The 14,190-nt window shown below is 69.0% G+C and carries 14 protein-coding genes and 2 pseudogenes; 10 read left to right on the top strand and 6 right to left on the bottom strand.

The features are described 5' to 3' along the window. Window positions 1-182: 182 nt before the first annotated feature. Together ACGFZN_RS39795 and ACGFZN_RS39790 are read right to left on the bottom strand one after the other, a co-directional pair. Window positions 183-1,460, bottom strand: coding sequence for an IS701 family transposase (locus ACGFZN_RS39795; RefSeq protein WP_393863375.1), 1,278 nt, complete (start codon window positions 1,458-1,460; stop codon window positions 183-185). 58 nt (window positions 1,461-1,518) lie between these two features. Then, window positions 1,519-1,802, bottom strand: a pseudogene (locus tag ACGFZN_RS39790) (DNA polymerase III subunit alpha); the annotation flags it as partial. An 818-nt stretch (window positions 1,803-2,620) separates the two neighbouring features. On the opposite strand from ACGFZN_RS39790, the gene ACGFZN_RS39785 reads away from it, so the two are divergent. The 5 genes from ACGFZN_RS39785 (at window position 2,621) to ACGFZN_RS39765 (ending at window position 6,862) form a co-directional block, all read left to right on the top strand. Then, window positions 2,621-3,463: a hypothetical protein gene (locus tag ACGFZN_RS39785; RefSeq protein WP_393863374.1), complete on the top strand. Its 843-nt coding sequence runs from the start codon at window positions 2,621-2,623 to the stop codon at window positions 3,461-3,463. Beyond that, window positions 3,460-4,572 carry an integrase gene (locus ACGFZN_RS39780; protein ID WP_393863373.1) on the top strand — a complete coding sequence of 371 codons (1,113 nt, stop codon included), beginning with the start codon at window positions 3,460-3,462 and terminating at the stop codon, window positions 4,570-4,572. The genes ACGFZN_RS39785 and ACGFZN_RS39780 overlap by 4 nt, the downstream gene beginning before the upstream one ends. Window positions 4,573-5,310: 738 nt before the next feature. Beyond that, on the top strand, window positions 5,311-5,667 hold the full coding sequence (locus ACGFZN_RS39775) for a hypothetical protein (RefSeq protein WP_393863372.1): 357 nt from the start codon (window positions 5,311-5,313) through the stop codon (window positions 5,665-5,667). Next, entirely contained in the window at window positions 5,654-6,511 is an 858-nt protein-coding gene (locus ACGFZN_RS39770) for a helix-turn-helix domain-containing protein (RefSeq protein WP_393863371.1), read from the top strand. Before ACGFZN_RS39775 ends, ACGFZN_RS39770 begins: the two co-directional genes overlap by 14 nt. A 135-nt stretch (window positions 6,512-6,646) precedes the next feature. Then, window positions 6,647-6,862 carry a hypothetical protein gene (locus tag ACGFZN_RS39765; RefSeq protein ID WP_393863370.1) on the top strand — a complete coding sequence of 72 codons (216 nt, stop codon included), beginning with the start codon at window positions 6,647-6,649 and terminating at the stop codon, window positions 6,860-6,862. 401 nt (window positions 6,863-7,263) lie between these two features. Here the strand turns inward: ACGFZN_RS39765 and ACGFZN_RS39760 are convergent, their stop codons facing one another. Together ACGFZN_RS39760 and ACGFZN_RS39755 are read right to left on the bottom strand one after the other, a co-directional pair. Beyond that, window positions 7,264-8,295 carry a hypothetical protein gene (locus ACGFZN_RS39760; RefSeq protein ID WP_393863369.1) on the bottom strand — a complete coding sequence of 344 codons (1,032 nt, stop codon included), beginning with the start codon at window positions 8,293-8,295 and terminating at the stop codon, window positions 7,264-7,266. A gap of 2 nt (window positions 8,296-8,297) precedes the next feature. After that, window positions 8,298-8,474 (bottom strand): hypothetical protein, encoded by a 177-nt coding sequence (locus ACGFZN_RS39755; protein ID WP_393863368.1) that lies wholly within the window; start codon window positions 8,472-8,474, stop codon window positions 8,298-8,300. Window positions 8,475-8,935: 461 nt separating this feature from the next. Here ACGFZN_RS39755 and ACGFZN_RS39750 point away from each other — a divergent pair. Then, window positions 8,936-9,109, top strand: a pseudogene (locus ACGFZN_RS39750) (MoxR family ATPase); the annotation flags it as partial. A 269-nt stretch (window positions 9,110-9,378) separates the two neighbouring features. Continuing rightward, a complete protein-coding gene (locus tag ACGFZN_RS39745; RefSeq protein WP_393863367.1) occupies window positions 9,379-9,540 on the top strand; it encodes a hypothetical protein in 162 nt (53 codons plus the stop codon). A gap of 215 nt (window positions 9,541-9,755) precedes the next feature. On the opposite strand, the gene ACGFZN_RS39740 is transcribed toward ACGFZN_RS39745, so the two are convergent. Then, entirely contained in the window at window positions 9,756-10,097 is a 342-nt protein-coding gene (locus ACGFZN_RS39740) for a hypothetical protein (protein ID WP_393863366.1), read from the bottom strand. Between the two features lie 110 nt (window positions 10,098-10,207). Beyond that, window positions 10,208-11,173 carry a helix-turn-helix domain-containing protein gene (locus ACGFZN_RS39735; RefSeq protein WP_393863365.1) on the bottom strand — a complete coding sequence of 322 codons (966 nt, stop codon included), beginning with the start codon at window positions 11,171-11,173 and terminating at the stop codon, window positions 10,208-10,210. 130 nt (window positions 11,174-11,303) lie between these two features. Between ACGFZN_RS39735 and ACGFZN_RS39730 the strand changes: the two genes are divergently transcribed. The 3 genes from ACGFZN_RS39730 to ACGFZN_RS39720 all read left to right on the top strand — a co-directional run bounded on the left by ACGFZN_RS39730 (window position 11,304) and on the right by ACGFZN_RS39720 (window position 14,126). Beyond that, the gene (locus tag ACGFZN_RS39730) at window positions 11,304-12,956 is read left to right on the top strand and encodes a restriction endonuclease fold toxin-2 domain-containing protein (RefSeq protein WP_393863364.1); all 1,653 of its coding nucleotides are present in this window, start codon (window positions 11,304-11,306) and stop codon (window positions 12,954-12,956) included. 8 nt (window positions 12,957-12,964) lie between these two features. Then, complete coding sequence (locus tag ACGFZN_RS39725) at window positions 12,965-13,426, top strand: hypothetical protein (RefSeq protein ID WP_393863363.1); 462 nt, start codon at window positions 12,965-12,967, stop codon at window positions 13,424-13,426. A gap of 295 nt (window positions 13,427-13,721) precedes the next feature. Continuing rightward, complete coding sequence (locus tag ACGFZN_RS39720) at window positions 13,722-14,126, top strand: hypothetical protein (RefSeq protein ID WP_393863362.1); 405 nt, start codon at window positions 13,722-13,724, stop codon at window positions 14,124-14,126. Window positions 14,127-14,190: the final 64 nt, after the last annotated feature.

Below are 14,190 nucleotides of genomic sequence, written 5' to 3'. Positions count from 1 at the left end.
CCTCGGAAAGAACGATCTCCACAGCAGCAGGACCTCGATGCGCCACGGAAAGAAGGTACCAACTAACCCTCGTGATTTCTGGCGCAGCACACTAGTAGGACTCCGTTAGGTCTTTCTTGATCTTGGTGTGGTCCTGTGGGGCAGAGGTTGGTGGCAGGTGGTGCAGATGCCGGTCCAGCAGTTCAGCAGGTCCTGGAGGGCGTCAAGGATCTGGTAGAGGGTGAGGCCGTTGTGTCGGCTTTGGGGGCCAGCCGCTGCTCGGTGAGGAAGGCATGGGCAGCGGTGACCAGCGTGGCGTGGTGGTGCCAGCCGTTCCAGGAGCGGCCTTCGAAGTGGTCCAGGCCCAGGCCATGCTTGAGTTCCCGGTAGTCGTGCTCGATGCGCCAGCGGATCTTCGCCAGGCGGACCAACTCCGGGATCGGGGTGTCGTCGGGCAGGCCGGACAGCCAAAACCGGGTCGGTTCGTCCTCGCCGTCGGGCCACTCGGCCAGCAGCCGAACCTCGGGCAGGACGCCGTCCCACCGGCCCTGCCCGGCCACCGCGGCCGCCCGGGCCAGCCGACGCGGACGCACCCCGGCCGGCCGGACCCACATCGCGAGGAAACGGGAGGTCATCGGGCCGCGGGAGCCTTCCCGCCAGGTCACCTTCTGGAAGGCTTCCCGTCCGGCGGCCGCGGCCAGTTCCGCCACCGTCAGCGGTGGCTGCCGGTAGCGGGGAACCGGCCGCCGGCCGTTCCCGGACCAAGCCGGGGTATCAGGGACTGCGTCATGCGGCTGGACGATCAGATCACCGCGGACGCCGACCACGTACGCGTGTCCCCGCTCGGCCAGGGCGGCACGGAAATCCGCGTTCTGCCCGTAGCCCGCATCGGCCACCACCACCGGCGGCACCAGTCCCCATCCGGCCAGCTCATCCAGTGCGTCCAGCGCCAGGCGCCACTTCTCCCGATGCCCGACGTCTTCCGGCACACCGGTCTGCCGGCGCCGGACGGTGTCCTCGGCCCACTCCCGCGGCAGGAACAGACGCCAGTTCAGCGGGCACGACGCCGTCTCGGAGACCGCATGGACGCTGACCGCGACCTGGCAGTTCGCCTGCTTGCCCAGCGCACCGCAGTACTGGGGAGCAACCCCGACCGACATCCTGCCGTCCTTGGGGAACGACACGTCGTCGACCGCCCAGGCGTCCGGGCCGACCTGCGGCACCATCCGCTCAGCGATCCGCCGACGCACCGGAACCGGATCCCACGTGGACTGGTTCACGAACTGCTGCAGGTTCTGCTCGTTGCCGTCCGGCAGCCGTGAGGCCATGGCCTGGATGGACTTGCGGCGACCGTCCATCATCAGTCCCCGCAGATAGCAGTCGCCCTTGGCCCGCTGGTCCTTGCGCGGCACCGAGGCGAACACGTCCGCCACGAATAACGCCAACCTCGCCCGAACCCGGTTCACTTCATGTGCGTCCACACACTCACCATGCCCCTGAACAAGGTCGACACACAGACCTAACGGAGTCCTACTAGCCGGCGACGACGAGGAAGTAGCTGGGGAAGCCCATCGAGATGATGACGTCCATTTCGTAGTCAGCCTGCTTCTGGCGATCCTCGGGACGCCGCCGGGGTAGCGGCGCTCCATGCCGCGGCGGACCTCCTCCTTGAACCAGGTGACCTCGGTGTAGCCCTCGGGGATGTCGAACTTGGGCATGAGGTCGCGCTTCTCGAACATGCCGGCGGTGTCCACCATCTCGGCGACGAGGAGCGTGCTGGCGCAGCCCTCCTGCCAGGCGTCCGAGCAATGGATGGCGTACACCTCGTCCGCGGACTGCAGGTAGCAGCCGGTGCCGTCGAACTTGAAGCGGTCTGGGGCGGAGAGGTTCTTGCCGGTCCGGATGCACAGCAGGCCCTTGTGCGGGCCCGGTGCTCGATGTCGATGCCGTGGCCCATCCGCTGGCACCGCTCAGGCAACCCGTCGGTCTTCGGCCTCGGCGGGCGCGGGGAGTTGGCCAGCGCGGACACGGGCGAGGCGTTCGCGGTGCTGGCGCCGGTCGCGCCACCATTCCAGCCGGTCACGGGAGTTCTGTGGCAGGGCGGCCTGCACGAACAGGGTCAAGGCACCGGGGAGGGATGCCAGCACCATGGCCCACCAGGGCGCACCGGAGAAGGCGAGTGCGGCGGGTGGCACGGAGGACACGGCGCCGGCCCCGAGTAGGGGCAGGGCACGGTTGCGGTCAGACACGGGCAGCCCGGCGCGCCACTGGGGCCGACCGCGCGCCGCGCTCCTTCTCTGTTACGTGTCGCTGATGGTGTGCATGCCTCCGGGGTCAGACATGCACGGCACCCCGGCCCGCAGGTGCGTGTGAAGAAGGACAGGTCGAGCGCCACACCGCCCCCCGAATGGGCGGTGTAACTCTGGAAGAGTCTGGCGCCTTTGTACCCGGTGGGAGGCCGGTTCGGCGCTTCATCCGCATATTGGTTGATCAGTCACGTACGTCCCGGAAGTCATGTCCGTGATCCGCGGGTAGCCGCCCCGACGGTGATCACGTCGGATAACCTCTCCTTATCCGACGCGACAAACAGGGACGTTGACGAGCGGTCAGTCCGGGCGCCGGAAGGGGAGGGAACCCAGACGTGAGCACGCACCCCGACCTGCCCGACACGCTGGTCCACTTCACGGGTCGGCCCCGCGGGCAGAACGACGCACCGCCGGACTTCGCCCACGGCACCGCTGAGGAGCGCATGGTGAGCATCCTGCACAGCGGCGTGCTGCGCGGGGCGCCGGACTTCTGGGCCGACGCCCCGGTGCTCTGCTTCAGCGAGGCCACCGAGGCCGCCCGCCGCGCCATGCTCCGCCACGGAGTGGGCGGCCGCGGACCGTACGCGCCGTGGGGAGTGGTGCTCGACCGTCAGCGGCTCATCCAGGCCGGCGCCCGGCCCGTCCTCTACCTCTCGCGTGAGGAGATGGACCAGACCCACGACCTGCCGAGGCGGATACGCAACCGCCGGGTGCGCTACGACCCGGGCCTCTCGGACTGGCTGCACGAGCGGGAATGGCGGCTGTGCTTCGAGGAAGGGGAGACGCCCGAACTGCCCCTCACCCGCGAGCTCGTCGTCGGCGTCATCGTCGGCCGGCAGGACTGGATGCCGCCGCCGCGGACCGCGGGAGCGGCGGAGGTGGCGGCCGACCTGCAGGCCGGGGTGCGATCGGCACGGGCCCAGATGGAGTCCTTGAAGGCGATGACCGCCGCCCTGCCCGGCTTTCACAGCATGAGCGTCAGCGTGAGCGCGGCGAGCACCAAGTTCGCCGGGACCGCCGACCGCCTGGCCCGCTGGTACTGGAACGGCGACGACCTCGTCCCGGATGGCGTCTTCGACGTACGCGAGCAGCAGATGAGGACCGCCCAGCACGGCCCGCGCCCCGCGCTCGAGGTGGGCTGGAGCTTCGAGTTCACCGGGGAAGAGGAGGTCTGGTGACCACCGTGACGGAGACGGCCGCCGATGACGTCACCGAACCGGACGGCGCTCCGGTCCTCTCACACCCGGCGGCCGCCGAGCGCCAGGTGCTCCTCGAGCGGTGGGCAGAGCGGCACGGCATCGCTGCCGCCCGCCGCCTGGCCGAGGCCGAGGACCTGGCCGACGCGGTCGCCGCCGAGATCACCCCAGACAACACGGTCGACACCTACGCCAAGAGCTGGCGGGTGTGGCGCCGGTTCTGCGCCGCCGCTGGCCTGCCGGAGCTGGAGGGCTCCCGGGGCGCGCTGGTGGCGTTCGTGACCTGGATGCTGCGCGAGGGCCAGCAGAACGGCAAGGGCTACGCCCCCAGTTCGGCGTCCACCCACCTGGCGGCCGCCGTGGTCGGGCTGCGCGAGCGCGGCGTGAAGGTGTCCGGCGACGACCAGGCCGAGGCCCGCGTCGCCCTGGAAGGCCTGGCGGTCAAGCTTCTGCAGGCCGGGGAGCGGCGCGGCCGCGGGCAGGCGGTCGGCGCCGACCTCGACGGGCTGCGCGCCGTCGCCCGCGCCTGCCCTGACACCCTCACCGGCCTCCGGGACAAGGCGCTGGTGCTCACCGGCTTCCACTACGCCTGCCGCTCGCAGGATCCGGCCGGGCTGCTGACCGGCGATGTCACCCTGCGCCCGCGCGGCCTGGTCGTCGCCGTGCTCACCGGCAAGACCAAGCACTCGGTGCGCAACGCCAAGATCCGCTACGCGGACGATCCTGAGATCTGCCCGGTCCGCGCGTACGTCGCCTACCGGGCCCGCCTGGTCGACGAGCACGGCCCGCGGTGGGCCGACCCGTCGACGCCGGCGTTCGTCGGCATCGACCGGTGGGGCCACGTCACCGGCGGCGTGGGGCCGGACTCCGTCACCCGCGCCATCAAGCGGATCTCGCAGCGGGCCGGGGTGCCGATCGCCTGGACCGGCCATTCCCTGCGCATCGGCCTGGCCTCCACCGCCCGCCGCGCCGGCCGCGACGGCATCGCCATCGCCGACCAGGGCGGCTGGGCCCGCCACTCCCGCTCCATGCTCGGCTACATGCAGATCGACGACGGCTGGGACGACAACGCCGCCGCAGGCCTCACCTGACCCGCCGACGGCATCGGGACCGCACCGTCGCCGACACGGCGGCGGACTGCGACGAGGCCTCCGACTCCCTCTCGCCTGCGTCTCCGCGCGACGCTGGACAACCGCGTGGCCGACCCGGCGCGCGACTGGGACAGACCAGTTATCAAAACGTGTGCGGGCGACGGCTGTGAAGCCGTCGCCCGCACACGAATTTCCGGGGTCACGTTGCAGCGTTTCCCCAGGTAAGACAGTTCGCTCGGACCAACGATCGAACCTATGGCCCGGCAGGTTTTGCGGCCGGCCGGGCTGATGCACCAACCTTGCGCCGATTAGATATTGTTCACCAAATGCGCGGGACAACACCGTACGCAGCGGGATGGACTGAGACGCGGTAAACAACCCGACACTCATCCTGACCTGCATTGATTAGACTTTCTGGGCATGTTCACGGAGTGTCCCAAGAATTCATTGATCACTCTTGTTCAGTGCGTCATTTGTGGTGATTCACGGTGGTTCCAAAGCGGAATTATCAATTCCGTCCGCGGATCGATAAGAGGCGTGCTCCTTCGGCTCTTTGGTGCGAATCTCACGGCTCTAAGAATTTGCGGTTCAATGAGATCGGCGACGCTTTCCCGGTTGCAGCCGGGGTCGTTTCGGACCAGCGAGCGGGCAGGCCTTCGGGCCTGCCCTCGTGTCCACTCCTCGTCAGAAGTGGACACCGGACCCGGGCCCTCGGGGGCCCGAGAAGGGCGGCCCTCCGTGGCACTCCTCCCCCTTGGGCGCGGCTCGGGTGATGCCGAGTCCCGCCCCCCGAAGAACGGCGTCTTCCTCTGGGCGTGTGTCCTCACGCTCATCTGCGGCGCTACGGCCCTCCTCGTCTTCCTCGGCATGCCGGTGGCCGCCGCGGTCACCACCGTCTCCTCTCTCGCCCTGGTCGCCACCCAGGTGGTGAGCACCCATCAGGGCGGCGGTAAGGACGACTCCGGCCAGAGCGTCGCCGCCGGCTCCGCGGGGGAGCCGTCGGTCGCCCCGGGGCTGCCGGGCGACGCTTCCTCCGGACCGAAGAAGGGAGCCATCGAGCAGTCCCGGGAGGGGGGCGACGATGGCCAGGCCTGAGAACCCGATCCCCGAGACCTCGCCGGTCCCGTTGCGGAACTTCGCCGACAAGATGCGCTCCTGCCGCACGGCGAAGGGCATCAGCTACCGCGACATGGCCAAGCTGGCGAACTACTCCGCGAGCGCGCTGTCTCAGGCCGCGTCCGGCAAGGAACTGCCGTCCTGGGAGCTCACCCGGGCGTACATCCGCGCGTGCGACCAAGGCGAGGCCCAGTGGCGTGCTCTCTGGGAAGAGACACGGAGCCTTCTCAGCCGGCCCGCCCGAGCTCCCTCTGCTGATGCGCCGCTCGTTCCGCCCCCCTCGGCTGTCTCCCATCCCGAGATCCGGCGCGCGGAGTCCCCGGACACCCTCGTCGCGGTCAAGCCCCCGCCTGCCCCCGGGTCCTCCCTGCTCAGCCCAAGGGAGCGGGACCTCACAGCCGCGCTCAACGCCCTTCGCGTTCGAGCTGGCCAACCGTCCCTGCGAGAACTGGAGGTCAGGACTGACCAGATGACCCATTACCTGGTTTCCAGGAGCACCATGTCGCGGGTCTTCAGCGGCCGCAGCGTCCCGAGACTTGATGTAGTGATCGCTCTCGCTCGCGCCTGTGACGCATCGCGAGCGGAGCTAGAGCAGCTCCGCCAGCTATGGATGGAAAGGGTCCTGGCCGACCGGCGGCAGTTCGCCCCCGCGGCGGTGACGCAGTCGGAGGCACCCGTGGAAGAGAACGCGCCGACAGGCCAGCCCGCTGAGGTCGTCCTCGAGCAGCCGAGCACGCCCGCCCGACCCCACATGGTTGTGCCCCTCGGCTTCGCGCTGTTCGCGCTGATCCTGATCACACTGGTGGCCATGCTCTTCGCCTGAAGGGGGAGCGTCATTGGGCCCGGTGCCGTCCACGACGGCACCGGGCCCCCTCTTTGTGTGAGGTCGGAGCGCGCGTCGGTACGTGGCCTGGATAGAGCAAGGTCGGCTGTGACGCCCGCCCGTACGATGACCCCCGTGACAGTCCGCCGCACCCTTGGCTCCGGTCCACAGGCCGCGCGCGCCATCCGCGCCGCCCAGGCCGACCTGATCGACGACCTGCCCGGCGTCCACCTTCCGGACGTTGCCGAGCTGCGGGCCCGGGGCGTGCTGGGAGGTTCCGTGGCGACGGCCCCGGCCCCGCGGCGGACCCTCGGAGCGGGCAGCCGCGCCGACGAGGAGCCACCCGCCTGAGCTGGCCCGGCAGCTTGGCTGCGTAGATCGCTGGGTTCCTTGCTCAGTAGCGATCCGATTAGATGCGTGCTTGCGTAGTAGGACCGCGACTATTTCAGCTAGCGGAAAGGCGATCTGTGTCGCGATCGGCTTCACGTTCACGCGAGCGGAGCCAGTTCGCCTGACGCGCCGCATGGCCAGCCGCTACATAGGCGAAACCCCGGTGGCCACTGGGGGCCTTCGCCGGCCCCCAGGCCCCCGCTGGCCCCGGCGTCCTGCAGCGCGGGCCGGTATCGCTGTGGCGGACCGCCGTCCGCGCTACAGAACGCCGGGGACGCGTTCTCCACCGGGGCGGCCCTCGGTCCGGTCGGAGAACGACGGTGTTCGCCGGCACGTACGCGAGCCGGGCTCGCCGGCGGCGGTCATTCGGCGGGGGGCTGGGCCAGGAGTGTGTCCATGAGGGTCTGGTAACGCTCCAGGCCCTCCGCCCATCCGGGGAAGAGGAGGTGCTGGACGACGCTCATGGCCATCGCGACCTCACCGCCGATCCCGAGGACGGGGGCGAAGCCGACGCGAACCCACAGGTCCCACATCTCGTCCGCCATCAGGGTCCGCAGGATCTCGGGCCTTTTCGACACGACGTGCGGCAGCAAGATGGTCAGAGCCGTGCTCGCCTTGATGCAGGCGAGCACCGCCGCACACAGCCGCTGGCCGTCGGCCTCCTGAACGGCTCGGATCAGGCCGGGCAGGCCGCCCGCCAGGGGGAACTGGGCGAACAGGTCGTCACCGGCGAGGGCGGCGTCGCGCTGGGCGGCACGAATGTTCTCGATCATCTCGGGATTGCCGGGCGTGGCGGCTGCCCACGCCTCCACCATCTCGTCGAACCCGACGTCCCCCACACCGCCGATCAGCATCCGGGCGCCGGGGTCCATCAGAGCCCGATGGGCGATGTTGGACACCGACCGCGACGGCGACAGGTCGAACTTGGCGCCGAAGGCGCCCGCGCGCAGGGCCCCGTCGAAGTCCCGGCGGGATCCGCGCCGGTCCATGAGCATCCTGGCCGCCATCTCCCGGCGGGCGTCGAAAGCCTCGTCGGAGTCGCCCTGGGGAATCTGGCTGAAGTCGATCCCGGCCCTCCGGAACGGCCGCTCGAAGGCGCTGGCCACCTCCGCCCGCAGTCGTGCCGTGCTCTCGGGGGTGGCGTTCATCGCCCAGAAGCCCCAGCCGAACCAGCTAATGCTGCGGCCGGACTTGGAGATCCCCGCCATGGAGGCGGTCCGCTGCACTATCTCGGGACGGAGCTCGCCCGTCTCAGGATCGGTCCAGTCCGCGGTCCGGGGCAGCCACAACTGGGTGCGCCAGCGTTCCAACTGGGTGGGACTGACGGTGAATCCGCGTTCTGCGACCGCGGCGACCATCGCGAGTTCGAGGGCAGAGGGTTTCGTGCGGGCCATGGTCAGCTCCTGCGGTTCTGGTTGCCGCCTGCGAGGACGGTGTAGATGGCGGCCGCCGTTCCCAGTGCGCTCGCCCACGCCTGGCTCCGCGCGGCCAAGACGGCGGCCGCAACCACCAGGAGCAGCCCGGCTAGAGGGGGCCGGTCGCCCCCTTCGGGCATGAGCGGGTCGACGTTCATGGGCGTGGGCTTCCTTCCCGGGCGGCCTCCTGCCGGGGCGCCCCGGCAGGGCAGGCCCGCGCCTCCGATACGCCGGGGCCGGCCTGCACGCCTATCTCGCCATGCCTCTTCCGGTGAAATGAGGGAAACCTCGCGGGGTACCGACTCCCCGCTCTCCCCTGCCCTGCACATGTCCGTCTGCCAGTCCGGCAGCCGAGCCCGTGCCGCCCAGCCCTTCTTTGCTCCGTGCCAGGCCACCGAGAACCGCGCGGCGGACCAACTGCTGAACGCCGTCTACCGCGACCAGCGGCCGCTCTGCTCTGCCGAAGTTGAGTCCGGCGGCAAGGTCGACAATTGCGTCGCTCCTGACCGGGGCGGAGGTAGCTCCTCGGCCACGACAGCTTCGGCGTACCTTCTCGGCGGCGGCGTTCCTTGCCAGTTCAGCGCCACGCAACTGGGACTACCGCTACACCTGGCTGCGGGACGGCGCCGGAGATGTAGGACGCTTCCTGCAGCTGGGTCGGTTGGGCACGGCGCTGCTGCCTCGTCGTCGTCCGTATGTCCTGCTGATCGACGAGATGGACAAGGACGACATCGACCTTCCCAACGACCTGCTGAACGTACCGGCGAAGGGCCTATTTCCCATGCTGGAGCTCTTCGCGGGTGCGGGCGCCGTAGATGTAGGCCGAGATGCGTGTACGAGTTGGAGACCAGGTGGGCTCGTCATATCCGCAGGTACAGCGGCTATTTGAATCTCACTCATGCAGCTGCATTGCACCCAGAAGTTGTGGTCCTCCGGGTCTGGGAGTGTCAGTGCCCCATCTATGCTTGGGGACGTTCCTTCGTGGCGTCTGCCTCGTGCTTCACCAACCGGTGAAGGCCCGGCAGCCCAGCCGGGCTACCTCGGGACGCCGCGGAGGCGCGTATGGAAGGCAAGACGCCCGTCGACAACGGTGACGAGCAGGGCGAGCAGGAGGCCGCCGAGCGGTGCCGGGAGCGGCGCAAGCTCATCGGGCAGCTCCTGATCGACTGGTCGCCAGTGCTCGCGGGAATTGCCGACCTCGTGGTGCAGCACCTCTCCCGATGAGGAGCGGTGAGCGGGTCGTAGCGGCCGGGGCAGCAGTGAGCCCGGTCGGGTAGAAGGCGACCGGGCTCACTGGCTGTGTCGCGGACGGAGGGCCCTGGACCTGGGGTGGAGCCCAGAGAAGGGGCCCTCTGCGGCAAGTTTTAAGCGTCATCCGCGCAGATCGATCGTACGGGAAATAGCGCCTCGGTCTATAACCTGGGCTGCTAGACGCTCGTTTACCCGAACTCGCAGCCCTGGTCCAGCACGGGTCCTTCTCCGGCGGCAAGGGCATCCACCAGCTGGCGCAGCGCGAGCAGCGCCGGCCGGGCCGCGGATGCGTCGACGGCCTCCAGGAAAGATGCCGCCGGACCAAGGACGTCGACCAGGCGGCCGTCCCTGACGTCGTCCCCCACATCCCGCAGCGCAGCCCGGAAGACGGCGCCGTCCCACGCGGAGCGGGCCAGCCCCTCGGCGAACAGCTGCTCGCCCACGGTCGGCTGCCAGAGGCCCGCGTCGAACTCTGCAAGGAGGGAGCGGGCATCCCGTTCCAGCGCGTGCGTCATCGCGGTGGTCGTCACGCCGAGACCAACGAGATCGGGACGGTGGGTATGACAGGCCAGCCGGCGCAGCGATGCGCCCCCTCAGCCGGAGGCCGAGGGGGCGCATCATCTCTTTGGTGCGCGGGCTGTTACCGCTGGAGGAACATCATGACGATGGTGACCACGCTCGCCACTATGGGCAGCGTCGCCATCAGCCTCATCTGCGTGCGGGTGCCGTAGGAGACCGTACGCACCGGACGGGCGTCCGGGCCGTTGTGCCGATGGGCTCCGCGCTCGCGGGCAAGCTCCAGCCGGGCGCGGTGGTAAAGCCAGAACCGGATCTCCTCCGCCGGGACCTCGCAGGCGATCAGTATGGCCCGCAGTACCTCAGCCGTCGGAAGGTCCTGGCTCACCAGCAGCTTCTGGAGCGACGTCTTGGAGATCGATACGCCGCCGGCAGGGGTCCGGCGGACCACCTCCTGCAGGGATATCCCGCTCCTCAAGCGGGTCTCCCTCAACAGGTCGATCAGGTCGCCGGGGACCGTGCAGAGGGAGAGCACGTTGGCGACCGGGTGGCCGTGGAGCTGGGGACTGACCTGCTGCACGGCCTCCGTGACCAACTGCTGCACCCGCATGGCCACCTTGTCGCCCACGATCTCCGCGTCGGAGCTCTCGGCGACCTCCGTCTCCCGATGGTGCCCGGGAAGCCAGCTGACCACGGGCGGCATGGTCGGACGGCCCCGGTTCGAGGCGACGGCTTCACCGGGAGGCGACGCAGGCCCGGGCGGTGCGGGGATGGATCCTCCGTCCCCGCGTTCCCCGTCCTTCGCGCGCCTGTTCCGTCGCCGTTCCTCGACCGCCTGTGCCCGAAGGTCGAGCCAGGGCTGTGGATCGATGTCCAGGGCCTCCGCGTAGGCGCGGATGACGCCGATGGAAGGGATGCACTGCCCCGACGTCGCCTGGGACAGCGCGCTGATGGAGTAGTGCGACGTCTCGGAGATGTCCTTGAGCGTCTTGCCCTTGGCCTGCCGAGTGTCGACCATGCCGGTCACCAGCTCGGTCACGAGCGCCGAAGTGCTGACGACGACGCGGATCGGCCGCCCCCCCGTCTTCATCACGCCGCTCCCGTCGATCGCCGCAAGCGGCGGGCCGTGACACCAGGACCCACCGAGCTGGGCTTTGGTGATCATGTGCGGTAGAACGGAACCCACGTGACCGTGGACGGTCATGTTTCGGCAGGGGGAGATGCGTGTGGGGATGCCGCCGGACTTGAAGGTCATCGCCGAAGGGATGATCAAGGCCTCGATGGCCATGGTGACGACGGTCATGATCGGTGCCCGGGACACGACGATTGCTCTGTTCCATGAGCTGGACCGACAGCACGGCATGGCCGGGGACGACGACGCCGGCCGTGCCTTCGCCAAGGTGTACAAGCCCGCGGCGGCCACGACGCTGGACAAGATGGGCTTCAGCGCCTACGTGTTGGGCGAGACTGGCAAGGGCTTGATGCGCAGCGCGCGTGAGTTCATGGCCCGGGAGAGCAGCGTCGCCTCTGCGATCCTGGGCAAGCAGGTGGACCTGACCGCCGGCATGGGGGATCCGGGTGCGGACTGCCCCGAGAGCTTCATCGGCCGAGGGCAGGATCTGCCGGAGGTAGTCGGTGACACGGCCTGGTACGACCAGTACGCACCGGCAGGGATGAGCGACCGGTTCCGTGGCTCACCGGAGAAGCTGCGCGATGTCGCCACTTCGTGGCGGGCCGGCGCAAAGATGATGCTGCGCTTCCTGGAGGACGCGCAGGTGTACTCCCACACCGCCGACAAGGCGCATTCGGGGCAGGCAGCTGACGCCTTCCGCTGGTACTTCAAGAACTTCGTCGGCTTCGCTGCTCCGCCGGAGCAGGCCAGCCCCGATGAAACGCTGGTCGCCAACCTCGTGGCCGCCTGCAACCAGCTCGCCAAGGCCTGCGACCAGTACGCCGACCACGTCGAGCGCGCCCAGAGGCAGATCCTCGACGACAAAGCCAACATCTTCCACGTCGACATGCCGTGGGACTCACCGATGTTCGGCGGCAACGGAGACGACGGCGGGCTTCTGAACCTGGTGCTGGACGACCCGTGGATCCACCGTCTCGGCGACGTCGCCCACGCACTCGACACATCGCAGAAGCGGGTCAAGCTGCCGCACGGCTCGGACCAGCCGCCGGGCTGGCCCGGCGGCCCGCCGCTGCTCCCGCTACCGGTGACCAACCCTGTGCCGGTCACGATCGCCTCATACTCCGGGCAACTCCCCGGCATCATGACCATGGGCGCCGGGATCAACTCGGTCGACCCGACCATCGCCGCTCAGGACCCGATCCCGCCGGAGCCCGGCACCACCCGCCTGCTCACCCCGGCCGAGCAGAAGCAGTTCCGGACCTGGATGAACTCGCTGAACACCGGAGGCTTCGCCGGCGGCGGAGACGCCACCAATCCGAACAACGCCTACCAACTGCGCACCGCAGGGTACCCCGAGAGGGAAGTCCCCCTGCCCGGGCGCACGCGCGGGCTGATGGTGGACGGAATCCGCCCGGCGGACGGCTATCTGGTGGAGGCCAAACACGTACAGGACCCGAACTGCGCGAGGCGCAGTTATCGCAGCATCGAGCGGGTCAACGAGACACTCGCCAAGCCGGTGAAGGTGGACGCCAAGGGCAAGCCGAAGTGGGACCCGATGATCGATGCGATGTACGGCGACGACAGCCGCGAACTCGATCGGTACAAGGACGCCATGGCGAACCCGGCGAACAAGGAGATACGCGGGCTTGAGATCGTGACCAATGGAACGGACAACGCGGCGTACTGGGAGTCGATGATGGCCATGAACGGCGTCAGCGGATCCGCCCGGTACGTCCCCTGATATCGAGGATGCTTGTGCCAGCGCCACGCAACGTCAGAACCACGTTCGCGTTCTTCCCGCCCGAGAACAGCCCAGCCGCCTGGCAGGCCAGCCTGGAGACCTTCACCACAGCGTTGGAGCGCGCATTCCCCGGTGCTGTCCTGACACATCGAGTCGACCCGCTGCGCGGCCTGGACGTGATGGACTTCGACGTCGAGGTCGCACCCGACGTCTGGATCACAGGCAGGGCAGCCATGCCGGAACCCGACTACGCCTATGTCACCGCCGGCAACGCGACTGCCGACGAGGCCGCACTGTTCGCACAGTGGCTTCGCGACTCCTACCTCCCCTCACCGGCCGTCGTGTGGTTCAACACCAGCGCCGCCATGGAGAACGGTATGGAGACTCCTTCTCCGCTGCCTGCCACTGGCGACTCATCCGAGATCGAGGCCTTCTTCCGTAACCACCTCGCATCTGCCGGGGTCGAGTGACCATGCCAGTACATCGACGGCGACGCAGGTCCCTGCTCGTGCAGTACAACCAGTTCCACATCGGTCCTTGGGGAGCGGCCAGCTGAACGTCTACAGCCGTGACAAGTACTCGCGGCGGGCGGTGACCAGGGTGTGCCACCGCCGGCGAGTGGCCTCTTCGCCGTCGAGCCACCGGGCGCCGGACACCTGTGACAGGAGCAGGTCGGCCATGTAGTGGGCGATGTCGACGTAGTAGACGTAGTCCCCCGTTCTGGGTCTGTTCGCGCAGCCGGGAGAGGGCGGCGGCGGGTGCGTCGTGGTCGTCGAGGACGGCCTGGTGCAACGCGACGGCGAGTTCGAGGGTGGGGATCATGGAGGTAAGGTCGGCGATGTCGTGAAGGCGGTCGTCGACCGCGGGATCGCCGGCGTCGCGAATCAGGGCGGCGATGGCCGCGTTGATCGTGGTGCCGCGCAGATCGAGGTTGGCGAGGAGCTGGTGGGCCAGGTCGATTTCGTCGTCGGCCTGGTGGGAGTCGCAGAAGACGACGGCGAGGGCACGCAGGGCTTGGGTATGTGCAGTTTCGCTGGCTTTGGCGTGTTGTTCGGCTTCCGTGCCCCCGGCGGGGTAAGCGGCGGCCACGCGCTCCGGTTCTCCCCTGTCCCGTCTCAAGGGAGTTTGACCAGTCTCACTGAACGTCTTTCATCCTGTGCTGGCGGGTGAAATGGGCTGGTCAGCGGGCGTGGTGACGAGGCAGGGCCCCTCGTCGTTGGCGTGGTGATTCCAC

The organism is Streptomyces sp. NPDC048192 (genome assembly GCF_043202415.1).
Classification (GTDB): domain Bacteria; phylum Actinomycetota; class Actinomycetes; order Streptomycetales; family Streptomycetaceae; genus Streptomyces.
The sequence above is the reverse complement of the archived record's forward strand: the minus strand, read 5'-3'. Positions and strand labels throughout refer to the sequence as shown.